At 56.4% G+C, this 20,528-nt stretch carries 14 protein-coding genes and 1 pseudogene; 6 read left to right on the top strand and 9 right to left on the bottom strand.

Annotated features, from left to right (window positions below; all coding sequences use genetic code 11):
* The first annotated feature begins 189 nt into the window (after positions 1–189).
* The gene (locus tag ACSYSS_RS00650; RefSeq protein WP_491704303.1) at positions 190–789 is read left to right on the top strand and encodes a tRNA (cytidine(34)-2'-O)-methyltransferase; all 600 of its coding nucleotides are present in this window, start codon (positions 190–192) and stop codon (positions 787–789) included.
* Between the two features lie 11 nt (positions 790–800).
* Here ACSYSS_RS00650 and glyA read toward each other — a convergent pair whose 3' ends face one another.
* From glyA to ACSYSS_RS00630, 4 genes are all read right to left on the bottom strand, one after another.
* Complete coding sequence (glyA, locus tag ACSYSS_RS00645) at positions 801–2,135, bottom strand: serine hydroxymethyltransferase (protein WP_491703618.1); 1,335 nt, start codon at positions 2,133–2,135, stop codon at positions 801–803.
* A gap of 539 nt (positions 2,136–2,674) precedes the next feature.
* Complete coding sequence (locus ACSYSS_RS00640; RefSeq protein ID WP_491703617.1) at positions 2,675–3,370, bottom strand: HAD family hydrolase; 696 nt, start codon at positions 3,368–3,370, stop codon at positions 2,675–2,677.
* Positions 3,371–3,716: 346 nt separating this feature from the next.
* A complete protein-coding gene (locus ACSYSS_RS00635) occupies positions 3,717–4,970 on the bottom strand; it encodes an MFS transporter (protein ID WP_491703616.1) in 1,254 nt (417 codons plus the stop codon).
* 74 nt (positions 4,971–5,044) lie between these two features.
* On the bottom strand, positions 5,045–6,565 hold the full coding sequence (locus ACSYSS_RS00630) for a carboxylesterase/lipase family protein (protein ID WP_491703615.1): 1,521 nt from the start codon (positions 6,563–6,565) through the stop codon (positions 5,045–5,047).
* Between the two features lie 271 nt (positions 6,566–6,836).
* Between ACSYSS_RS00630 and ACSYSS_RS00625 the strand changes: the two genes are divergently transcribed.
* From ACSYSS_RS00625 to ACSYSS_RS00605, 5 genes and pseudogenes are all read left to right on the top strand, one after another.
* A complete protein-coding gene (locus tag ACSYSS_RS00625) occupies positions 6,837–7,667 on the top strand; it encodes a MerR family transcriptional regulator (protein ID WP_491703614.1) in 831 nt (276 codons plus the stop codon).
* 369 nt (positions 7,668–8,036) lie between these two features.
* Positions 8,037–8,387, top strand: a complete 351-nt coding sequence (locus ACSYSS_RS00620) for a helix-turn-helix domain-containing protein (protein WP_491703613.1) — start codon at positions 8,037–8,039, stop codon at positions 8,385–8,387.
* Positions 8,384–9,718, top strand: coding sequence for a HipA domain-containing protein (locus tag ACSYSS_RS00615; RefSeq protein ID WP_491703612.1), 1,335 nt, complete (start codon positions 8,384–8,386; stop codon positions 9,716–9,718). Before ACSYSS_RS00620 ends, ACSYSS_RS00615 begins: the two co-directional genes overlap by 4 nt.
* A 618-nt stretch (positions 9,719–10,336) precedes the next feature.
* Entirely contained in the window at positions 10,337–11,782 is a 1,446-nt protein-coding gene (locus tag ACSYSS_RS00610; RefSeq protein WP_491703611.1) for an McrB family protein, read from the top strand.
* Positions 11,757–13,077 (top strand): annotated as a pseudogene (locus ACSYSS_RS00605) (5-methylcytosine restriction system specificity protein McrC). Before ACSYSS_RS00610 ends, ACSYSS_RS00605 begins: the two are co-directional and overlap by 26 nt.
* 218 nt (positions 13,078–13,295) lie before the next feature.
* Here ACSYSS_RS00605 and ACSYSS_RS00600 read toward each other — a convergent pair.
* The 5 genes from ACSYSS_RS00600 to ACSYSS_RS00580 all read right to left on the bottom strand — a co-directional run bounded on the left by ACSYSS_RS00600 (position 13,296) and on the right by ACSYSS_RS00580 (position 20,433).
* On the bottom strand, positions 13,296–13,964 hold the full coding sequence (locus tag ACSYSS_RS00600; RefSeq protein WP_491703610.1) for a heat shock protein transcriptional repressor HspR: 669 nt from the start codon (positions 13,962–13,964) through the stop codon (positions 13,296–13,298).
* Positions 13,965–14,291: 327 nt separating this feature from the next.
* Positions 14,292–15,332: a DnaJ C-terminal domain-containing protein gene (locus tag ACSYSS_RS00595; RefSeq protein ID WP_491703609.1), complete on the bottom strand. Its 1,041-nt coding sequence runs from the start codon at positions 15,330–15,332 to the stop codon at positions 14,292–14,294.
* A gap of 145 nt (positions 15,333–15,477) precedes the next feature.
* A complete protein-coding gene (gene grpE, locus ACSYSS_RS00590) occupies positions 15,478–16,353 on the bottom strand; it encodes a nucleotide exchange factor GrpE (protein ID WP_491703608.1) in 876 nt (291 codons plus the stop codon).
* Between the two features lie 2 nt (positions 16,354–16,355).
* The gene (dnaK, locus tag ACSYSS_RS00585) at positions 16,356–18,251 is read right to left on the bottom strand and encodes a molecular chaperone DnaK (protein ID WP_491703607.1); all 1,896 of its coding nucleotides are present in this window, start codon (positions 18,249–18,251) and stop codon (positions 16,356–16,358) included.
* A gap of 298 nt (positions 18,252–18,549) precedes the next feature.
* On the bottom strand, positions 18,550–20,433 hold the full coding sequence (locus ACSYSS_RS00580; protein WP_491703606.1) for a glycoside hydrolase family 13 protein: 1,884 nt from the start codon (positions 20,431–20,433) through the stop codon (positions 18,550–18,552).
* Positions 20,434–20,528 lie beyond the last annotated feature (95 nt).

The raw sequence follows: 20,528 nt of genomic DNA, 5'->3' as shown, positions 1-20,528 counted from the left end.
AATCGCCACTCTGCCTACTATTCTGCTCGACAGCCGGCAAAGAGACAGGAAACGGTCAAGACTGTCTGTTGACCGGGATACGTTTGAGCCATGACGCAAGATGCAATGAAACCAAAGCGGCAGGCCGAATCAGTGGCACATGTGAACGAACCGGCACCAGCCGCAGACCCGCAGGCCAAGGTGAGCGATATGTATGAATATGGCTACCGCAAGTCAAACTACGGACCAGATGAGTTGGTGACCGACGCACACGGCAACCCCATCAGCGTGACCGACGCCATGATGAGCGCACGCGATGCCGCTGCCACACAGACCGTCACACCGCACCTGTGCTACTACTCCCCGCGCATTCCTGGCAACACAGGATCCGCCATTCGCCTGTGCGCGGTGACCGGGACGATTCTGCACTTGGTGGAGCCTCTTGGATTCAACCTTCGCGACACCAAGCTACGCCGAGCCGGGCTCGACTACCATGACATGGCCCACGTGGTCTTGCACCCCAATTTTGACGACTTGGTGCGCTCCATGCCGAACTCACGCATCATCGCGTTCACCGCCCATGCCACAAAAAACTATACGGACGTGCAATACCGGCCGGACGACATCCTGCTCTTCGGGCCGGAACCCGGGAATATCCCCGATCCGATGGACATTATGACTGGGCCGCACGTGGCCGAACAAGTGCGCCTGCCGATGCGGCCGAGCCTGCGCTCGCTCAACCTCACTAACTGCGCGTCGATCGCCATCTATGAGGCGTGGCGGCAGCTCGGATTCAAGGGCGGAGAATAGGAGTGAACCGCTCAGTGGGTCTGGTCGAGACCAGGGTAGAGCGGGAACTCATGGGCCAGCTTGGTGACGCGGGCGTGGAGAGCCTCCACGTCGGCATCATTGCCCGCTGCGAGCGCAGTGCCGATGACATCGGCAATCTCACGGTACTGTTCCTCACCGAAACCACGGGACGCCAACGCAGACGTACCGATGCGGATGCCGGAGGCCACGGAAGCCGGGCGCGGGTCGAACGGAACGGTGTTGCGGTTCACGGTGATGCCGCACTGGGCCAGCAGATCCTCACCCTGCCTGCCGTCCATCTCGCTGTTGCGAAGATCCACCATGACAAGGTGCACATCCGTGCCGCCGGTGAGCAGTGTGATGCCCTGGGCTTTGACATCGTCGGCACTCAGGCGCTCGGCCAGAATCTTCGCACCGTCGAGCGTGCGCTGCATGCGATCCCTGAACGCAGATGTCGCTGCCACGCCAAACGCCACCGCCTTTGCAGCGATGATGTGCATGAGCGGGCCGCCTTGCTGGCCTGGAAACACGGCGGAATTGAGCTTCTTGGCATACTCCTCCCTGGCCAGGATGAAGCCGGAACGAGGGCCGCCAAGCGTTTTGTGGGCTGTGGAGGAAACCACGTCGGCGTACGGCACCGGGCTCGGGTGGAGGCCGGCGGCAACGAGACCGGCGAAGTGGGCCATATCGACCCAGAACTTCGCACCCACCTCATCGGCGATCTCCTTCATCGCCTTGAAATCTTCGATACGCGGGTAGGCGCTCCAGCCGCCGATGATGAGCTGCGGATGCACCTCAAGGGCACGCTGGCGCACAATCTCGGGGTCGATGCGGAACGTTTCGGGATTGACACCGTAGGATTCGGCATGGTAGAACCTGCCGGAGAAGTTCATTTTCGTGCCGTGAGTTAGGTGGCCGCCGTGGTCGAGCGCCAAGCCGAGCACCGTGTCCCCCGGCTTGATGAGCGCCTGATAGACGGCGGCGTTGGCCTGCGCACCGGAATGCGGCTGCACGTTGGCGTACTCGGCACCATAGAGGCTCTTGGCACGGTTCTGGGCAATGGTTTCAACCTGGTCGACGACTTCGCAGCCACCGTAATACCGCCTGCCCGGGTAACCCTCGGCGTATTTGTTCGTGAGCACGGAACCCTGCGCCTGCAGCACCGCGCGAGGCACGAAGTTTTCGGAGGCAATCATTTCAAGACCCTCTTGCTGACGCTGAAGTTCCTTGTCGAGCAACACGGCGATTTCAGGGTCGGCCTCTGCGATGGGAGCGTTGAACGAATCCGACGAGCGCTGGGCTAGTGTCGGGGTTGACGTTACGCCTTGTGCTTTGGGATTATTCATGGGATGCTCCTATGTTGATACTGATTCCCCGCCAAAATATCACTAAAAACAATCGACGGTAGACCCGCAGATTCGCGTAGTCTTGAGGGCAAGCGTACCACAACGAAAGCCGCCACGGACCGACATGAAAGGAATCTGACAAATTCGGCAATAGACTCCAGTTATAGCGTGTAAAAAGTCACGCAGAATCATCATGGAATCCTACAAAAACCCAATCCTCATCGTTTGTTCGTTTCGTGAGCACTTTCTCTCTGAGACCATGCGAATACGGAAATCACGAATGGCGGAATTTCAACGATTGGTTATTTTGATAGTCAGCCAAGTCGCTCATTCACACCAAAAAGTGCTCATGGAACGAACAATGGATTGGGAAAACAGAAAAATCAGGCTTTTCCTTGTTCAGAGGGGACTTTTTATGCCAGAATGCAGCGACCCACACAAACCCAAACCCACAAAATGGCGGTTTTACATCAGTTCTGTAATCGAAGCTCACAAGCATATCGATAAAAAGTCCCCTCTGAACGAAATCACTCCAAAAATCAGTGATTTATCTCCAGATTCTGGCGCACAAAGTCCTCAAGCACCTCGACAGTGACGCCATCGTATCCGTCGATGGAGGCGAACCGAGGACCGGCGGAAGTGTCGGAAGGATTGAAGGCAGTTTGGGCGATGGTGGTGGCGCCGCTGGCGAAAGCCGATTGCAACCCGGGTACAGAATCCTCAAGAGCGACGCACTGCGCCATGCCTCGTGGATCATTCGCCGCATCGATGCCGACCACACGTGCCGCGGCGATGTAGGAGGCGGGATCGGGCTTCTTGGGAAGGTTGTCCGAGCCGCTGACGCTACCGACGAACGCGCCTTTAGGCGCCTGAGCGATGAGATTGTCCGCCATCTCTCGGGGTGAAGCGGTGACCAGCACGCAGGGAACGCCCGCGTCCACGAGCGCCTGCAACACCGGCTCGACGCCCGGAACCCAAGGCATCTGGCGCTTTTCGGCATCGAACACATACCGGATGAGTGTCTCTGTAATCTCCTCAACGCTAAGCTGAGTGCCGTTGTCTATCATGCATTGGGCGACCACTGGGACTGGCTTGCCGGTGCCCTTCCAGCCCAAGGCATCGCTCCACTGGCCGCCGTGGGCTCGCGCAATCTCCACCTCACCCTGATGCCAGATGGGCTCGGAGTCGATCAGCGTCCCGTCCATGTCCCACAGCACAGCCTTGAGCAACGTCATTCGTCAAATCTCTCCTTGAACACCAATAAGAAATCCATAGTCGTAAAGCCGAGACCAACCCACGCCACGCATCTCACAACCAATATTCTTCGCGGAAAACAAGCACAGCCGGCTTTACACAAAAATCAGCATACCAATACATGCAGAATGGAATGGCGACAAAAGAGACCCACACATGGCAAAATCGGTCGCTGCGGTTTCACAGTGACCTATACAAGAAATTCCAGGTGGCGAACCGGAGAGCCGGCCGCCACCTGGAATAACTACAATGACATGGTACTGACGTAATCATGATATCAGACTACAACTCAATATCATTGCCTCATCACGGCAATCGCATCAGTCATCACGCCTGCTGAGACTGAGATGAAACCTTGGCAGCCTGCTGCTGGGCAATCTTGCCCTTGGGCCCGAGCTCGGGCAACAGAATGACGAACAGAGCGGAGAGCAGAAAGACACCGCTCTCGATGCCGAGATTCAGCACATAGTTGCCACCGGCCACCGCAGAGATGACAATCGGGATGAAGAAGGAGCAGAGCAGACCGATGGTGCTGATAAGCCCACCCGCACTACCGGCGAAACGTGGACCAATCTCAGGCACCGCAAGCGGCATGGCCTGCACGATCGGGCCGTTCATGGAACCGAACGTGCCGGAGATGAACATGACGATGAGCAGGACGATAAGTGCCGGAGCCTTCTTGAGCATGAGTACCACACCCCAGAAGTAGGCCATGAGCGCCGCACCGACCACGATGGTGAAGACCAGATAAGCCTTCCACTTGCCCAAGCGCGAGCTGATGGCGGGGCCAAGCACGGAGCCGATGATGGAGCCAAGAGCCGCGGCCGATGCCACCATACCGGCGGTACGTTGGTCGAAACCATTGCTGTTGATCAAAGTCTGCGGAATGAAGCCCGCGAATGCGGTCGAAGCGGCCATGGGCAAGCCGTAGCACATGGCAATAAGCCAAACGCTGGGGCTCTTGGCCGCCACACCGAAGTGCTTGAGCGGCGACTCGGTGGCAGGCGGAAGCGTGATGCCTTCAGGGGTGTCCTTGATGAGCACAAGCCATACCACGGTGGCCACAGCAAGAATAATGGCAGCGGTCAGATAGGAGGTGAAGACCGGCATCATCGGAGCGACCATCTGCGCCAGAATGACACCGACACCGGCGGAGCCGAAGAACCAGCCCATGGCCATCTGTGTGTCCGCCCCGAACCAGACGCTGAAGATCTTGGCCAGATTCGAGTTGAGAGCGGCGATACCGGCACCCAGCAGAAACATAGAAACTGCTTGCATGACGAAATTCAGGCAGAAGGTGCGTAGAAACGCACCGATGACCGCGATGACCAGACCGACCATGACAACCTTCTTAGGCCCAATGCGATCACCGTAAGTGCCCATGGGGATGCTCAGGAACACAGCGGTGAGCATAGGCATGGTCAGCAGCGTGGAGAAGCCCGCCTGGCTGATGTGGAGCATCGGCATCAGCGAGACCGCCAATGACGAAATCTGATACTGCATGTAGTTCGACAGGATGCCGATGATACATACAACCACCAAAATGACCCAGCGATAACTGGATTTTTTCATCTTTTCCATGATTGTTCTTTCTCTATTATCACAAATCCAAATTTTCGGAAAGGAGCGCGTCGCCCCCGACCAGACAGTCGACGCTACTTGAGCAGGCACTCATCGAAGGCGGGACGCAGTTCGGCGATATTGGCCTTGTTCACATCGACGCCAAGATTCCAGCCTTTGTCCTCGCTGATCACCATGGTGTGATGCTCTCCCTTGGCGCCGTACGGCAACCACTCGTCACCCACGCCGGAGACAGGCTTGCCATTGGCGGCGAAGCTTGCCCACGCATCGGCCATCTCGTCGGAGAGATGCATCGGCGGAACCTCGCCCGTCATTGTGGCAGGAAGGTCGGGGCGCTGGGTGTTGTGCATGACGAACGGCAGCTCGATGGCATGGCAGGAGCCCATATTCGGCAGCTTAGAGGCATAGGTGAAGAGATAGTCATACGTGTCGTCACGATACTGCGACTGGAACTCGGCCATAAGGTCGGTACCCACACGGAAACCGATCTGGTTGGTGTACTCCAGATAGCTTTCACCCTCGTCCTCACCGGCATGCAACTTCTTCCATTCGGCTTCGTACTTTGCGGAGTCGAGCTTGTTATCGAAGTGGAAGACGGCCTGATGATGCCAGAAGTCAGGCATCTCAGCGGCAAGATCCTTGAAGTACATGCGCCAGTAAGAGAACTCATTGGCGTTGCAGCCCATCATGAGCTGCACATCCTTGGCCGCGCCCTCTTTGAAGGCCTTGAACGGTTGCAACGGCAGCACGTCGCCGTCAACGGTCGGCGCGAAGATTAGCGAGACCTCGTGAATGTGCTTCTCGAAGAACTCACCGGTGAACTTCATCATGATGTCGCCGACGGGCAACGCCGCCATCTCCTGAGCGCTCTTGCAGCCAAGCATCTCCATGAGCTCCTGCGCATAGGGCGCGGTCTGCTCCTGCGTGTTGTAAAGCTGAATGGGACCGGACTCGCCAATGGCGCGTTGGAAGAGGCCCTTCGACTTGGGGCTGACGGACAGCAGGAACGTGGAACCGGATCCGCAGGACTCTCCAAACAGCGTGACATTGTTCGGGTCGCCGCCGAAGTCCTCGATGTTCTCGTGCACCCACTGGAGCGCAGCGAGTTGGTCGAGCGTGCCGCAATGGCCGGAATCCTTGTATTCCTCACCGCCGGGCAGGCCGGCCAGGTTGAGATAACCGAAGACGTTCACACGGTAGTTGAAGGTCACATAGACGACATCGTTGCGCTTGACGATGTTGGTGCCGTCATACATGGGGTCGGACGAGCCTCCCTCCACGTAAGCACCGCCATGGATGAAGACCATGACCGGAAGGTTCCTGGCATCGGCGTCACGGCGCCAAATGTTGAGCGTCAGGCAGTCCTCGTTCTGCTGGCGACGGGAGGCGTACATGACAGGATCGTACTTCTGCATGGCCGAATAGCCGTAATCGGTGCAGTCGCGCACCTCATCGCTGGGTTCCAGCGGCTCCGGAGCCTTCCAGCGGCGAACGCCGACCGGCGGTTTGGCAAACGGAATGCCTAGAAAACGTTGCACTCCCTCAGGCGTATCCTGCCCTACCATCGTTCCATATTTCGTTTTGACTTGAACCATTGCTGCTCCTTAGCTAAGCAACCTCTCTTACGTTGAAGGCTGTTCCTCTCACCCGTCCTTCAAATCACGCTCAGCGTATACCCTTGTGTTAGGCAAGAGTCAAATCATCCGTTGTGTTTGGCAGAAAACAATGAAAGCACGGTTACCAAACGTCAACAATCACTGTTATCGCAACGTTTCTATATGATTATTAATGCAATACTCAACAGTTTTGCTAGTTGGCACAATACCGATATCCTTTGTGCTAGACAAGGCTTGGAAAGAGACACACATGCTGGAGGCCCAACATCTAATCGAGCGGGGACGCTCAATTAAAGAAACAGCGAAAATCTACAACATCACCATCGATACGCTGTATTACTATGAGCGCATTGGGCTGGTTGTGCCTAAACGCAACCCCGTCAACTCCTACCGTATATACGGACCGGAGGACTTCGCCAAGCTCAACGTCATCACCGAACTGCGCGCCATGGACTTCAGCTTCAATCAAATCCACCGATACTTCGATCACCACTCATTCAGCTCCACCATCGGGCTCATGAACGACGAGATGCAGCACATCGACCGGCAAATCGGCTACCTCACTGGTGTTAAAAACAGCATTGTGGACAGCTTGCAGCGGTACACCCAGGCCGTGACAGCCTCGCAGGACAGCGACATCTCCATTTTCAAGGCACCAAAACGGCAGTGCGCGCTCATCAGCCGCACGCTTGTAGCCTACGACGAGATCCCGTTCGCCTTCGCCCAATACACGGCAATCCACCACGAGGCCTTGCAGACGCTGCGCACCATCCCCTGCTACCAAGTGGACACCACGCAACGCGTCAACGGATGCTTTCCCGCAAAGACCATTCTGTTGTACTGCAAGAACCAAGACTTCAAGGGTGATTACAACCTGGATGCCGGTCTATACGCCGGGCTGACCTTCGCCGGATCGTTCGCCAAATGCGTGGGCGCCTACGAGAAAATCCACCAGGAGATGCAGCGGCAAGGCTACCGCGAGTGCGGCGACCCCATTGAGTTCTGCCTGATCGGCGAGTACGAATCAGACGATTTCAGCGACTATGTGAGTCGCATGGAAGTGCCGATCGAGAAGGTCTGAGAGCGCGGGCAGTGCTTTTTTCGAGGAAGTCACTGAAGCATCACTGAAATCATTTTGCATCTTTTGGACAGGGTCAAATCAGTGGAGCCACAGCAGGCAATATGAAGCGCATAGAGCTGCTTCTCACCGCGCCCGCCCGCACCCATACCTGCCCCGTACGCAGTGCGCAGTACGTGGCAGCCATGTATGCGAGCAAACACATTCAGCATTGTGTTCGTCCGTACACAATGCTGAATGTTGCCGTTCGTACACAATTACGTTAGAATGGAAGGCGGCAAAAGAGGACGCAGTATAACGCAAAAGCGCAGTCATTCGGCGAACATCTACTACCGAATAAGTTCCGCGCCGACGAATGGAGGTGACCGGCGCATGGCACAGCGACGCATCCGCACTATGGCGGAAGTTGGTAGGGTGATCCGTGACGAACGCGAGCGCCAGGGTCTCACCCAGGAACAGCTGTGCCGCAAAGCCCGCGTCTCACGCAGCTGGCTCGTGCACGTGGAGAACGGCAAGCCCTCAATTGACCTGTTCAAGATCCTCAGTACGTTTGAGGCACTCGGCCTGACTCTCGTTGCCGATGACAATTGGCCTAAAAATACGGCGATTATCGAAAATCAGAATCAAACCGAAACGCGACATCCGAACCATTTGAGCACCAGAGAATTCGCCGACTCGGTTCCAGCGCAAAGCACACACAATAGCCAAGGAACCGCACAATGAGCGAACGCACACTTGACGTCTATATGGACGGCACCTTCACCGGCCGGCTCGCCATGACCTCAGCCGGGACGCTGTCATTCACCTATGACAGCGCTTACGCTGCAAACCCAAGCAATACCCCGCTTTCGCTCTCCATGCCACTGAGCCAGAAAAAGTACGGCAACAAGCCCGTTCTACCATTTCTGCAGGGGTTGCTACCAGACAACGCCGCCGCACTTGGTGCCATCGCCGCAAACTATGGCGTTTCGGCGGCCTCTCCGTTTGCATTACTCGAACACATGGGACAAGATGTGGCAGGAGCGCTGCAAATCGTCCAGCCAGGCAAGCAATCAGAAGACGCCATCGCAGACCGCACAGCGATACGGCCAATCAGCGAGGCTGAACTGGAGACACGTCTGAAAAACACACTCACCCTGTATGAAGGCGCTGGACCGGCACTTGACCAGCAACGTATGAGTCTTGCCGGGGCACAAGCAAAAATTGCACTAGCAAAGCTGCCTTCCGGCGGTTGGGGCGTGCCCGAACGGGGAGTGCCGACCACGCATATCTTCAAACCGCAACCAACCGGCGCATCCGGGGCGACGGGCATGGTGGCGTTCCCTGATGCCGACATTGTGGAACTCTTCTGCGAGCGCGTGGTTTCGGCTGCGGAGATTCCAGCGGCGCAAACCACGCTGTGGACCGCTCCAGACAAGTCAATCAGCGCGGTCGTTTCGACACGGTACGACCGCAGGCGCAATGCCGATGGCACCTACTCCCGTCTCCACCAAGAGGACCTCTGCCAGGCGATGAGCGTGCCTCCGACCAAAAAGTACCAGCGTGACGACGGCGGGCCCGGCATCCGCCAAATCGGTCAGCTGTTTCGCACGAAGCTCAGTCCCGAAGATGCGGACGCGTGCGCACGAGGGTTCTTACAGCAGCTGACTGCAAACGTGTTCCTGCTCAACACCGATGCCCATGCCAAGAACTACTCACTGCTGCTTGACGGGCCAGACGTCCGACTCGCACCGATGTACGACGTGCTCTCCATCGCGCCTTATCTCACGCCGGGCAGAGCACATCCTAAGTTCTCGATGCGCTTTGGCAGCGGGAACCATGCCACCTATGACCTGGAGCAGGTGTTTCCCGAGACGCTGATAACTGAAGGCACGAACTCGCTTGGTCTGGCGCGAGACGAGGCCGAAACAATTGTCGGCGGCACCATCGAGGCGCTGTGGCACGCGTTGGTGAAGGTGGCCGAAAGTCCTGAGATGCAGGCACTCGACGGCAACAGCATCATCGAAAAAACTGTTAAAGGCATCAAGCAGCATTCAAAGCTCACAGTCAATTGACAAACCTTACAAATACCAACATGATGTTTAAATGAAGCGTAGCAATAGATAGAGGAACACAGAATCGCAATGGCGCAAACCGACACTGAAACCAACGAAACCGTTGAACCGACTGAGCAAGATTATGTTTATTTCCAACGGCTCCTCGAACATTTTGTGCACTTGCTGCGTCGCGGAGCTCACTTGGAAGAACGTGTAGACCCAGAGAATCTGAGCGGTCCACGAGACCGAAACAAAGGACTTATGAAAGACTGCGCTCCATATCTATCTTTTTCAAATGGACAAAAAATAAACATCAACGTAGCTGTATTTAGAATTACTTCTGTAAGTTGTTTCATCGGTAGAGGCCCATGTAACATCATCGCAAAATGGAATAAAAGCAAGGGTGACATAATAGGACTTCAGTTCCACTTCAACAACCAAGACCCTCTTAAGCGACGATTTTCGGAAGATACCCATTTTCATTCTTTGACAAGCTTGGGCTTAGTCAGCAAATCTGTATTCGATAAGTCTCCGGACCAAGAACCGAACGACAACCTTAAACAATTCTATAAGGATTATGACAAATTTTTCCAATCGTACGTTGCTGCGCAAAACGCACAACAGCAAGGAGATGCAGTGCTTCAACCCATCAATCAAGACCGCATCGACAAGTATGTAGGCGAACTGAAGAAGTCAAAGAACATCATCTTCCACGGGGCACCGGGGACGGGCAAGACCTACCTCGCCAAACAAATCGCGGCGCAGATGATTGGCATCACAGGAAAGACCTCTGACGAAATTAACGAGAAACTTGCCGACTCCGACCAATTTGAATTCGTCCAATTTCACCCGAGCTACGACTACACCGACTTCGTGGAGGGGCTGAGACCCAAGACCGATGCCGACGGGACGCTTGGATTCGAGCTCAAGGCCGGTACCTTCAGCGAATTCGTCGCAAAAGCACAGCACAACATGGACAACGAAGTTACGGCTGATGACGCTGGTCCTACCAAGACCACACAACAACAGGTCGACGGTTTCCTGACAGCAATCGGCAATCCCGAAAACGTCTTCCATAAAAAAGATACATCACGCGGCGGCGAGTACCCAACATTCTCCATCGTGGGAATCTCAGGAAATGTTGTTTCAATAAAACTCATTGGTGATGACGATGACTCCCCGTTGCCACATCTTGATCGCCAAGAGCTTATCCGACTTTTGCAAAGTCAGGCTAATTTTGATGAAGTCAAGGAAATTGCACAATCTCGCGGCGGTTCCAGACAACGCAAAGATACATATTATTGGGGAATACTCAACGAGGCGCAACGGAACAACACAGTTTCAGCAACTATTGACTTCCTCAGACCTTCCCAATCACAAAACAACAATCAAGACAACAAATCGAAACCGTACATCTTCGTCATCGACGAGATCAACCGAGGAGAGATATCCAAGATCTTCGGTGAACTGTTCTTCTCGCTCGACCCGGATTACCGCGGTCCGAGGGGCGGCGTGCAGACGCAGTATGCCAATATGCACCGTGACCCAAATGATAGGTTCTACATTCCTGAAAACGTCTACATCATCGGCACGATGAACGACATCGACCGGTCGGTTGAGAGCTTCGACTTCGCCATGCGGCGCCGGTTCCGCTTCATCAATATATCCGCACAAGACACCATGTTCATGCTCGACGGCAGGATCGACACGAACAAACTTGACGACGCCAAACGTTGCCTAACAGCGTTGAATGAGACAATCGCCGCAACCGATGGACTTGGCGAATCGTACGAAATCGGACCAAGCTACTTCATGAAACTGCCTGACCTGAATTACGATTATTCCACACTTTGGGCGGACTACATAGGCCCGCTTCTTGAGGAATATCTGCGCGGGTTCGAAGATGAGCAGGCAATACTCGACAAACTGCACAGCATCTGCGACCCACAGTGGAAACCAATAGGCTCACAGGCCGCCGAACAAACTGCGGCAGATGATGGGTCCCCAGCTACGAACGTGGATCTAGACCCAGCAACCGACAATTCCGCCCAGGCAGATGACGCCGATGGCCAGCGGGACTGAGGCACCTGTGCGTTTCCTGGACAACACCGGCTACGACAAGCATGAGTTCCAGCGTCAGCATCCGATTCTCTGCGGCACGAAACCTGCGAACAACGGCAAATTCCAATCGATTGTGGATATGACGCTCAACGAGTTATCGCAAGAACGCAATGTGTTCATCTTCCCACCGCAAGTCTGCCAAACAGATGACTTCGAAGTAAAAGACAAGCCGAAAATCGTGGAAACCGTCAACGACCAAATTCGATTCGGCAACGCCATCGGGTTCATCGGTTGCGAAGACGACCTGCTGACCATCCACTCGCGGTTCTCGCCAAGAGACGCAAGCAATGACAATGACGACAACTTCTTGTACTACATGCTGCAGAAGGTGCTGCACATCAACATCGTCTCGCTCGACACCAAACTTTCGATGCAAGAACAGCTCTACCACTTCCTGCCCTACATGTTTCCGTACTATCTCAACGCCGCCATGCGCAAAGGGTTGCTCCATCAGTACCGTCGCTTCGAACACAACGACATGAACGTGCGCGGACCCATCGACGTGGCTCGGCATATTCGTCTCCTCACCGCAGACCAGTCAGAACGTGGCAGCCGTGGAGCGTTCAACGCCAACCTACCACCACGGCGACCGAGGCCGAATCGTCTTTCGTAACGCAGCACACCCCCTGCACCACGCCTACTACACCGAGTATCGTACGTTACAACAGCTCTGCCTGATGATCCTGCAGCACAATCACCGGTCACTCGGCGGGAATTCAAGCCGAATCCACGGCATTCTCTTCGATGTGGCATGGCTCTGGGAGGAATACGTAAGCACTTTGCTCGGCAGTGGATTCATTCATTCACACAACAAACAAGGCATCGGAAAAGTCAGCGTCTACGAAGAGACTTTCGGGAACCATAGCAACCGCTCCATCTATCCCGATTACCATAATGATCAGGCGGGAATCATCCTCGATGCCAAATACAAAGACCTCGATTCGTCGCTCAATGCAGACCACGGCGCGGCGCCAGGCAGCTCCATCAGCCGAGAAGACCTCTACCAGATCATCAGCTACGCCTACATTCGCAACGCAACGTGGGCAGGAGTGGTGCACCCCTCATGGACCGCCACTACAACCGACTCAATAGGACGTCTCGCCGGACGCGATAAAAACGGAGCCATCATATTCCACCAATCCATACAGATCCCTAGTCAGTCAATGGATTGGAAGATGTTTCGGACAAGGATGAACGGCGTTGAACAAGAGTATCAAAACGAAATCACCAAGTTGGCAAATAGTGCATCCCGATAACACGATTCCGGCAAAACGAAATGAAAAGACACTACGAGCCACACACCCCCAACATCACCTGCAATAACCAGAATGGCCACGTTCGTAAACATTGATAATTGTGTACGCTCGTAAACATCCATCAGGTTTGCGGGCTCATTGAGCTCAGACCTAACTATTGACGAATGATACCCAAGAAAATCAAATGCAGACACTGACGGCTCTCGGTCAAAAACCCTCTAGTCCAGAAAATCGCCCCAGAGAGCCAAGGCGTGGTTCTCAACAAGTGAAGCCTCAGGGGTTCCACCGCCAGTGCCTTCACTGGGGGCATAGCCATTGGCACGACCCGCGTTGTTCTTATCACCGTTTCGGGCACCGGCTCTGGCGGCGGCATCGGCCCAGGCGGCTTCACGGGTGGGGAGCTCGCGGACTTGCTGATGCATATCACGGCGCCAACGGCGTGCTTGGGCGCTGCGCTGCACTTCGGTGATGCCACCGTCTTTGTCGGCGGCAAAGACACTCGGCTGCCCCTCGCTCTTGAGGCGCTTGACCTCACGGCGCAGCTGACGGTTCTCCTCCTCCAGATTCAGGATTCTGGAGATGCCCGCCAACGTGATACCCTCGTCCTGGCTCAGATGCTGAGCCTGCACCAAACGGTCGATGTCGCGCAGCGAATAACGGCGGGCACCACCCTCCGTGCGTTGAGGAACCACAAGCTTCATGCGGTCATACTGACGCAAGGTCTGGGGGTGAATATCCGCCAACTGTGCGGCAAGGCCGACGCTGAACACAGGAAGGTCAATGTCGAAGCCAACATCGTCGGCACCATCCAAATCAGCGCGATGCTGCTCCAAGGCGATGGCGCACATGGCGTACAACATACGCATCTGCCTATCCACACTTGCCATCAAAATCACCTATCTTGTCTGTTTTGCCTATTTTCTTGACATTCCACTACCAATATATCGCATTACCGCATCCGAGCAGCCGTCATTATCCAACAACAAATACCATGGTGTCCAATGCATGCGAAGCGCACTTCATCGCACTTCGCGCGGTCTAGTTGCATATAGCCCGCCATACCACCACTGCGTTTGGCGAAGCCGCCGACGAGCACCATCCAGAATCAGTGCATTTGCCGCAGATTCAGTCGATCTGCTACTGTTCAACCACATCTGCGACCAATATCACCATGCTCGACTCGCAATCGGCTGCAGCCCTTACGAACCAGTCGTTCACACGCGCTCGGATGCCACCTGTTCGACATACCCCTCAGCCTTCTTGTCGAAGTCCTTTGCTGCATGCTTGAGCTCAAGGCCTGGCTTTGCAGGCACACGAATCTCAACGCGAGCCACCAAGTCACCGCCGCGCCCTGGCACACCTTTACCCGAGACCCGCACCTCGGTGCCGCTGGACGAGCCTGCAGGCACCTTGATGTTGACTTCCTTGCCGTCAAAATCAGTCGCCGAAACCCTGGCACCGGCAACCGCCTCACCAATGGTGACCGGCAACGGCATGACGATGTCATTGCCATCCATCGAGAACTTCGGGTCGGGCTTGACGGTGATGTTCAAGTACAGGTCGCCGTTTGAGCCGCCGTTCATGCCATGCTTGCCCTTGCCGGCGAGACGTATCTTTTGACCCGTCTTCACGCCTGCAGGGACATGCGTCTTGAAGGTCCTGCCATCCACCTTCAACGAGACCGTGGAGCCCTTGACCGCCTGACGGAACGTCAACGTGATCTTGGAGTTGCGGTCGGCACCACGCACAGCCTCCTGCGGCTCGCGATAACTGGAGTTGCCGCCATCATAGGGACTGCTGCCGGAACTGGCGTAGCCACCGGCGCCCGAGCCGCCTGCGCCGCCGCCGAACATCGAGAAGATGTCGTTGATGTTGTTTGGCCCGCCGCCGGAGGTCTGGAAGCGGATGTTGCCAGGTCCGCCAGCGCCGCCACCGAACATCGAACCGAAGAGGTCGGAGAAGTTATCGGCGCTGAAACCGCCTTGACCGGTGCCGGAGCCGCCCGCGAAGCGAGCCCCACCCATGCCGAACTGACGGATGGCGTCATACTTCTTACGCTCGTCAGCGTTGCTCAGCACGTCGTATGCCTCGGAGATGTCCTTGAACTTCTCTTCAGCCTCCTTGGTCTTGTTGAGGTCCGGGTGATACTTACGCGCCAGCTTGCGGTACGCCTTGGTAATGTCGGAACTGGATGCATCTTTTGAAATGCCCAGTGTCTTATAAAAGTCTTTACTCAACCACTCATTTTCAGCCATAATTCACACCTTTCCTAGCTTTCGCCGGTTCCCACTGACGCACCGACCACACAAAGGGCGCCCAGCACATCGACAATCACGTATACATAACGGGTGCGGCCTCACTCAACGGTAAGGTTCCGCACCCGTCTGAAATGGAACCTTGCTAGGCTTGCGGAGAAACAACCACCACACGGGCCGCGCGAATCACGCGATCACCAATGCGATAGCCCGCCTCCACCACCGTGTCAACGGTCTCTTTAGTGGCGTTGGAATCCGGCTTATGGAGAATGGCCTCATGCTTGGTGGGGTCGAAGTCCTCACCTTTCTCGCCGAACTTCTCAACACCGAACTTTTGGAAGGCCTTGTCAATCTTCGTAGCCACGGCCGCGAAGGAATCATCCAAGTCATTGTGCTCACGAATGCGATCGATGTCGTCAAGTGCTGGAAGCAATGCCGTGAGCACGTCGATGATGCCATGCTGGCGGAAAACATCCTGCTCCTTTTGAGCACGATTACGGAAATTGACAAACTCTGCACGCTCACGCTGGAGGGCGTCCAGATATTCGGCTGCTTCCTTCTTGGCCTGCCCAAGTGGCGTTAACGTGTCGCCATCGCCCCCCTGAGCCCCGGCATTTGCCGATGCATCAGCGTTGGGGGCGCCGTCCTCAGATTGGGCACCCGGAGTGTTGCCCTGCTGAGCGCCATCCTGCTGCTGCGAAGCATCAGCACCCATGGAGCCCTCCTCGTCTGCACGCTGAGCAGAATCCGCATCTGCAGGGTTGCCCTGAGTGCCGGCATGCTGGCCATTATGCGTGGCAGCGTCGTTGCCGTTGTCACCGTTGCCGTTTTCGGTATCCTTCGACATATTCGCCTCCTGACGTTCTGCCTGACCTACCGACCCGGATCCGCCGAATCCTCCAGCCTCGCCTTGCGACCCTGGGCCGCTGGTGCCGGAAGAACCGGTTCCAGCGGCCTTGAGGATTGGATCATCGGGGTCCGGCAAGTCTCTCAAGTAGTCATCCTTGTCGAACTGGGACATGATTACTTGTTGTCTTTCTTGTCGTCATCGTCATCCACGACTTCGGCGTCTACAACGTCGTCATCGTCAGATGAGGAGGCCGAACCGGAAGCGCTACCTGCAGCGCCGGCACCGGCTGCACCAGCAGCTGCGCCCTCAGCACCCTGCTGGGCATAGAGCGCCTGACCGATCTTCTGCGAAGAGGTAGTCAGCTTCTCCTGGGCGGACTTGATCTTGTCGATGTCCTCACCCTTCAGGGCTTCCTTCAGAGCGTTGACATCGTCGGTGACTTCCTTGACCACGTCATCGGAGAGCTTGTCCTTGTTGTCGTTCACCATCTTTTCCATCTGGTAGGCGAAGGACTCGGCTTGGTTGCGGGTCTCGGCGTCTTCCTTACGCTTCTTGTCGTCGGCCTCGTGAGCCTCGGCTTCCTTGACCATGCGGTCGATCTCGTCCTTAGGCAGGGCGCTTCCGCCGGTGATGGTCATGGACTGTTCCTTGCCGGTGCCCTTGTCCTTGGCGCCGACGTGCACGATGCCGTTGGCGTCGATGTCGAAGGTGACCTCGATCTGCGGAACGCCACGGGGAGCCGGAGCGATGCCGGTCAGCTCGAAGGTGCCCAGCGGCTTGTTGTCACGAGCGAACTCACGCTCGCCCTGATAGACCTGAATCAACACTGAAGGCTGATTGTCTTCGGCGGTCGAGAACACTTCGCTGCGCTTGGTCGGGATGGCGGTGTTGCGGTCGATGAGCTTGGTCATGATGCCGCCCTTGGTCTCGATGCCGAGCGAAAGCGGGGTGACGTCGATGAGCAGGACATCCTTGCGGTCGCCCTTGATGACGCCGGACTGCACGGCAGCGCCGACAGCCACAACCTCATCGGGGTTGACGGACTGGTTCGCAGCCTTTCCGCCGGTCAATTCCTTCACCAGGTCCTTGACGGCAGGCATACGGGTGGAACCACCGACAAGCACCACGTGGTCGATGTCGGAGACGGAGATGTTCGCATCGTGCAGCACGTTGTTGAACGGTGTGCGGCAACGGTTGAGCAGGTCGGAGGTCATTTCCTCGAAGTGCGCACGTGTCAAGGTCTCGTCGAGGTGCACAGGCGCACCGTCAGGGGTCATGGCCAGGTATTGCATGGAAATCTGGGTCTCGGTGGAGCTCGAAAGCTCCTTCTTGGCCTGCTCAGCGGCCTCCTTCAAGCGTTGCAGAGCAATCTTGTCCTTGGAAAGATCCACACCGTACTTGTTCTTGACCTGCTCTACGAGCCAATCGATGATCTTCTGATCCCAATCGTCGCCGCCGAGCTTGTTGTCGCCATTGGTGGCCTGCACCTGAATGGTGGCGAAGCCGTCGTCGTCCTTGCCGATCTCCAGCAGGGACACATCGAAGGTGCCGCCGCCCAAGTCGAAGACCAGGATGCGCTCATCCTCCTTGCCCTTCTCCAGGCCGTAGGCCAAAGCCGCGGCGGTGGGCTCGTTAATGATACGCAGCACGTTGAGGCCTGCGATCTTGCCCGCGTCCTTCGTGGCCTGACGCTGTGCGTCGTTGAAGTATGCAGGGCAGGTGATGACCGCGTCGGTGACCGGCTCACCCAGGTACGCCTCGGCATCCCTCTTGAGCTTCATGAGAATCTGAGCGGAGATCTCCTGGGGAGTCCACTTCTTGCCGTCAATGTCAACCGTCCAGTCGGTGCCCATGTGGCGCTTGACGGAGCTGATGGTGCGGTCGACGTTGGTGACGGCCTGACGCTTGGCCACCTCGCCGACGAGCACTTCGCCGGACTTGCTGAACGCCACAACGCTCGGCGTGGTGCGCGCACCCTCGGCGTTGACGATGACGGTGGGCTCGCCACCCTCAAGCGTGGCGATGCAAGAATTGGTTGTACCCAGATCGATACCTACTGCACGTCCCATATCTATACTCCTTAATATCTTCGCGGCCGTTGCCCCGCGGCCTGGCGGTTCGTTTTTGCGAACCGACCACCGCACAGCCAAACCGCACTGTGTTCGTTACGTTTACTCGCTCAGGCTCCACCGTTTGGACTCGCGTCCTGCCGGCTGGAACCAAACGGTGTCCGTTTTCGTTCCAAAACCTGAGCCTACTATACTCAACTTTTCTCGTCAAGTTTTATTCCCGATATTTCGAAAAATTCTTGAGTCTTTCTCACTCAAGTTTGAAGAACAGGTCTGCTACCAAGGACCAAGCGGAACCTCACAATTCCAATACGAAGCCCTGCCACGGGAGCAACTCCCCTTGGGACAGCGCGGCAAGAACGGATTGAACACCATCGGTGGCGATGACGAATCGGCTGGCTTGAGGCACTTCTTCGCCAAAACCCAGAAGTGCAGCGCTCTCAGCCGGCACCGGCGCCCGCCTACCAGACAAGTTCACCGCCACCAGCAGGCGACGCCCATCCAGCTCACGGGTAAACGCATAGACCTGCGGATCGGCGGCATCAATCAGATTCCAAGTGCCGGCAATCAACGTTTCGTCGCTCTGACGCAAGGCAATGAGGCGTTTGAAGAAGGAGAGCACGGAGTCCGGATCGTCCTTCTGGGCCGCCACGTTGACGACAGTGTGGTTGGGATTGACATCAATCCACGGTCGGGCAGGCACAGCCGTAGTTCCAACGGCATCAGAGGCGGCTGAAACCGACCGGCCCATCGCATCCGCAGCATCCATAAACCCAGAGTAGCGTGAAGCGTCCCACTGCATCGGCGTACGGGCATTGTCACGGCTGCGCGCGGCAAGCGCATCCAGAGCCGACTGAGCGCTCTGAATGCCGCTCCTCTCCACCCGCTGGTTGTAGCCATCAAGCGCATCGATATCGCGATATTGGCTTAGCCTCGTGAAATGAGCATTGGTCATGCCCAGCTCCTCACCCTGATAGATATAGGGTGTGCCACGATGGGTGAACAGCAGCAGTGCCAACGCCTTGGCCGAAGCTATGCGGCTCATCTCATCCGCATCATTGCCCCAGCGCGAGACCGTGCGCGGCTGGTCATGGTTGTCGAAGAACACAGTGGCCCAACCTCGTGAACGCACCGCACGCTGCTGCTGACCGAGCACCCGTTTAAGCTCAGGCAGATTCAGCGGCGCCGGCCTCCACTTTGACCCGTCGGCCGTCACACCCTCAAGATGGTTGAAGACGAACAGCATATCCAACTCACCGTTGGCCGGATCGGTGATCTCGGCACTGCGCGCCGGCGTGACATTGGACTCACCAACCGTAAGATAACCCTCACGACCGTCGAACACGGCATGACGCATCTCGCGCAAATATTCGTCGAGCCGCGGCCCATCAGTGACAAACACGCGAGCATCGGCGTAGCCCGTATCGCCCACCTCGGAGTCGGCAATCGTGCTTCCCGCCTCACCCGGCAGATGCCCGGTGGCATCCAGCGTCTTGGAGATCAATGTGATGACATCCATGCGGAAGCCGTCGATGCCACGATCCATCCACCAATTCATCATCGCGTATACCGCCTGGCGCACCTCCGGATTCTCCCAATTGAGATCCGGCTGCTTTTCAGCGAACAGGTGCAGATAATACTCACCTCGGCGCTCATCGTATTTCCATGCCGAACCGCCGAACGTGGCACCCCAACGGTTTGGCTCTGCACCCGGAGTCCCCGGCTCATGGCCCGGGCGTGCAGGGCGCCACCAATACCAGTCGGCGTGCGGGTCGGAGGAATCGCGGGAAGCCTGGAACCAAGGATGTTCATCGGAGGTGTGGTTGACCACCAGGTCCATGATCACCTTGATGCCGCGGGCGTGCGCCTGGCGGAGCAACTCGTCCATGTCGTCCATGGTACCGAACATCGGGTCAATAGCCTGGTAATCCGCTATGTCATAGCCATTGTCGGCCTGCGGCGACTTGTAGACGGGCGAAAGCCAAATCACATCCACCCCCAGGTCCTTGAGGTAATCCAGCCGTGAGATGATACCTGGAATATCGCCGATACCGTCGCCATTGCTGTCTTGGAAACTGCGCGGGTAGATCTGATAGACCACTGCACTGGCCCACCACGGATTCGGCGTGGCACCGTTGACGCGCACAGAATCGGGAACAATGGCTCTACTCGCTGCGGTCATCTACCCCGCCTTTCTTGTCCAACAATATAATTTCGAAAGCAATCAAGACGGCATTGTAAGAAAGAAGGATAAGCAACACACCATATTATATTGAA

It is taken from the genome of Bifidobacterium sp. ESL1118 (genome assembly GCF_058505595.1).
Note: the sequence above shows the minus strand (reverse complement) of the source record. Positions and strands in the feature narration are given on the sequence as shown.

Coding starts and splice junctions, on each gene's coding strand:
- ACSYSS_RS00650 (WP_491704303.1), top strand. CDS start 190: ATGTATGAATATGGCTACCGCAAGTCAAACTACGGACCAGATGAGTTG.
- glyA (WP_491703618.1), bottom strand. CDS start 2,135: ATGAATAATCCCAAAGCACAAGGCGTAACGTCAACCCCGACACTAGCC.
- ACSYSS_RS00640 (WP_491703617.1), bottom strand. CDS start 3,370: ATGACGTTGCTCAAGGCTGTGCTGTGGGACATGGACGGGACGCTGATC.
- ACSYSS_RS00635 (WP_491703616.1), bottom strand. CDS start 4,970: ATGGAAAAGATGAAAAAATCCAGTTATCGCTGGGTCATTTTGGTGGTT.
- ACSYSS_RS00630 (WP_491703615.1), bottom strand. CDS start 6,565: ATGGTTCAAGTCAAAACGAAATATGGAACGATGGTAGGGCAGGATACG.
- ACSYSS_RS00625 (WP_491703614.1), top strand. CDS start 6,837: ATGCTGGAGGCCCAACATCTAATCGAGCGGGGACGCTCAATTAAAGAA.
- ACSYSS_RS00620 (WP_491703613.1), top strand. CDS start 8,037: ATGGCACAGCGACGCATCCGCACTATGGCGGAAGTTGGTAGGGTGATC.
- ACSYSS_RS00615 (WP_491703612.1), top strand. CDS start 8,384: ATGAGCGAACGCACACTTGACGTCTATATGGACGGCACCTTCACCGGC.
- ACSYSS_RS00600 (WP_491703610.1), bottom strand. CDS start 13,964: ATGGCAAGTGTGGATAGGCAGATGCGTATGTTGTACGCCATGTGCGCC.
- ACSYSS_RS00595 (WP_491703609.1), bottom strand. CDS start 15,332: ATGGCTGAAAATGAGTGGTTGAGTAAAGACTTTTATAAGACACTGGGC.
- grpE (WP_491703608.1), bottom strand. CDS start 16,353: ATGTCCCAGTTCGACAAGGATGACTACTTGAGAGACTTGCCGGACCCC.
- dnaK (WP_491703607.1), bottom strand. CDS start 18,251: ATGGGACGTGCAGTAGGTATCGATCTGGGTACAACCAATTCTTGCATC.
- ACSYSS_RS00580 (WP_491703606.1), bottom strand. CDS start 20,433: ATGACCGCAGCGAGTAGAGCCATTGTTCCCGATTCTGTGCGCGTCAAC.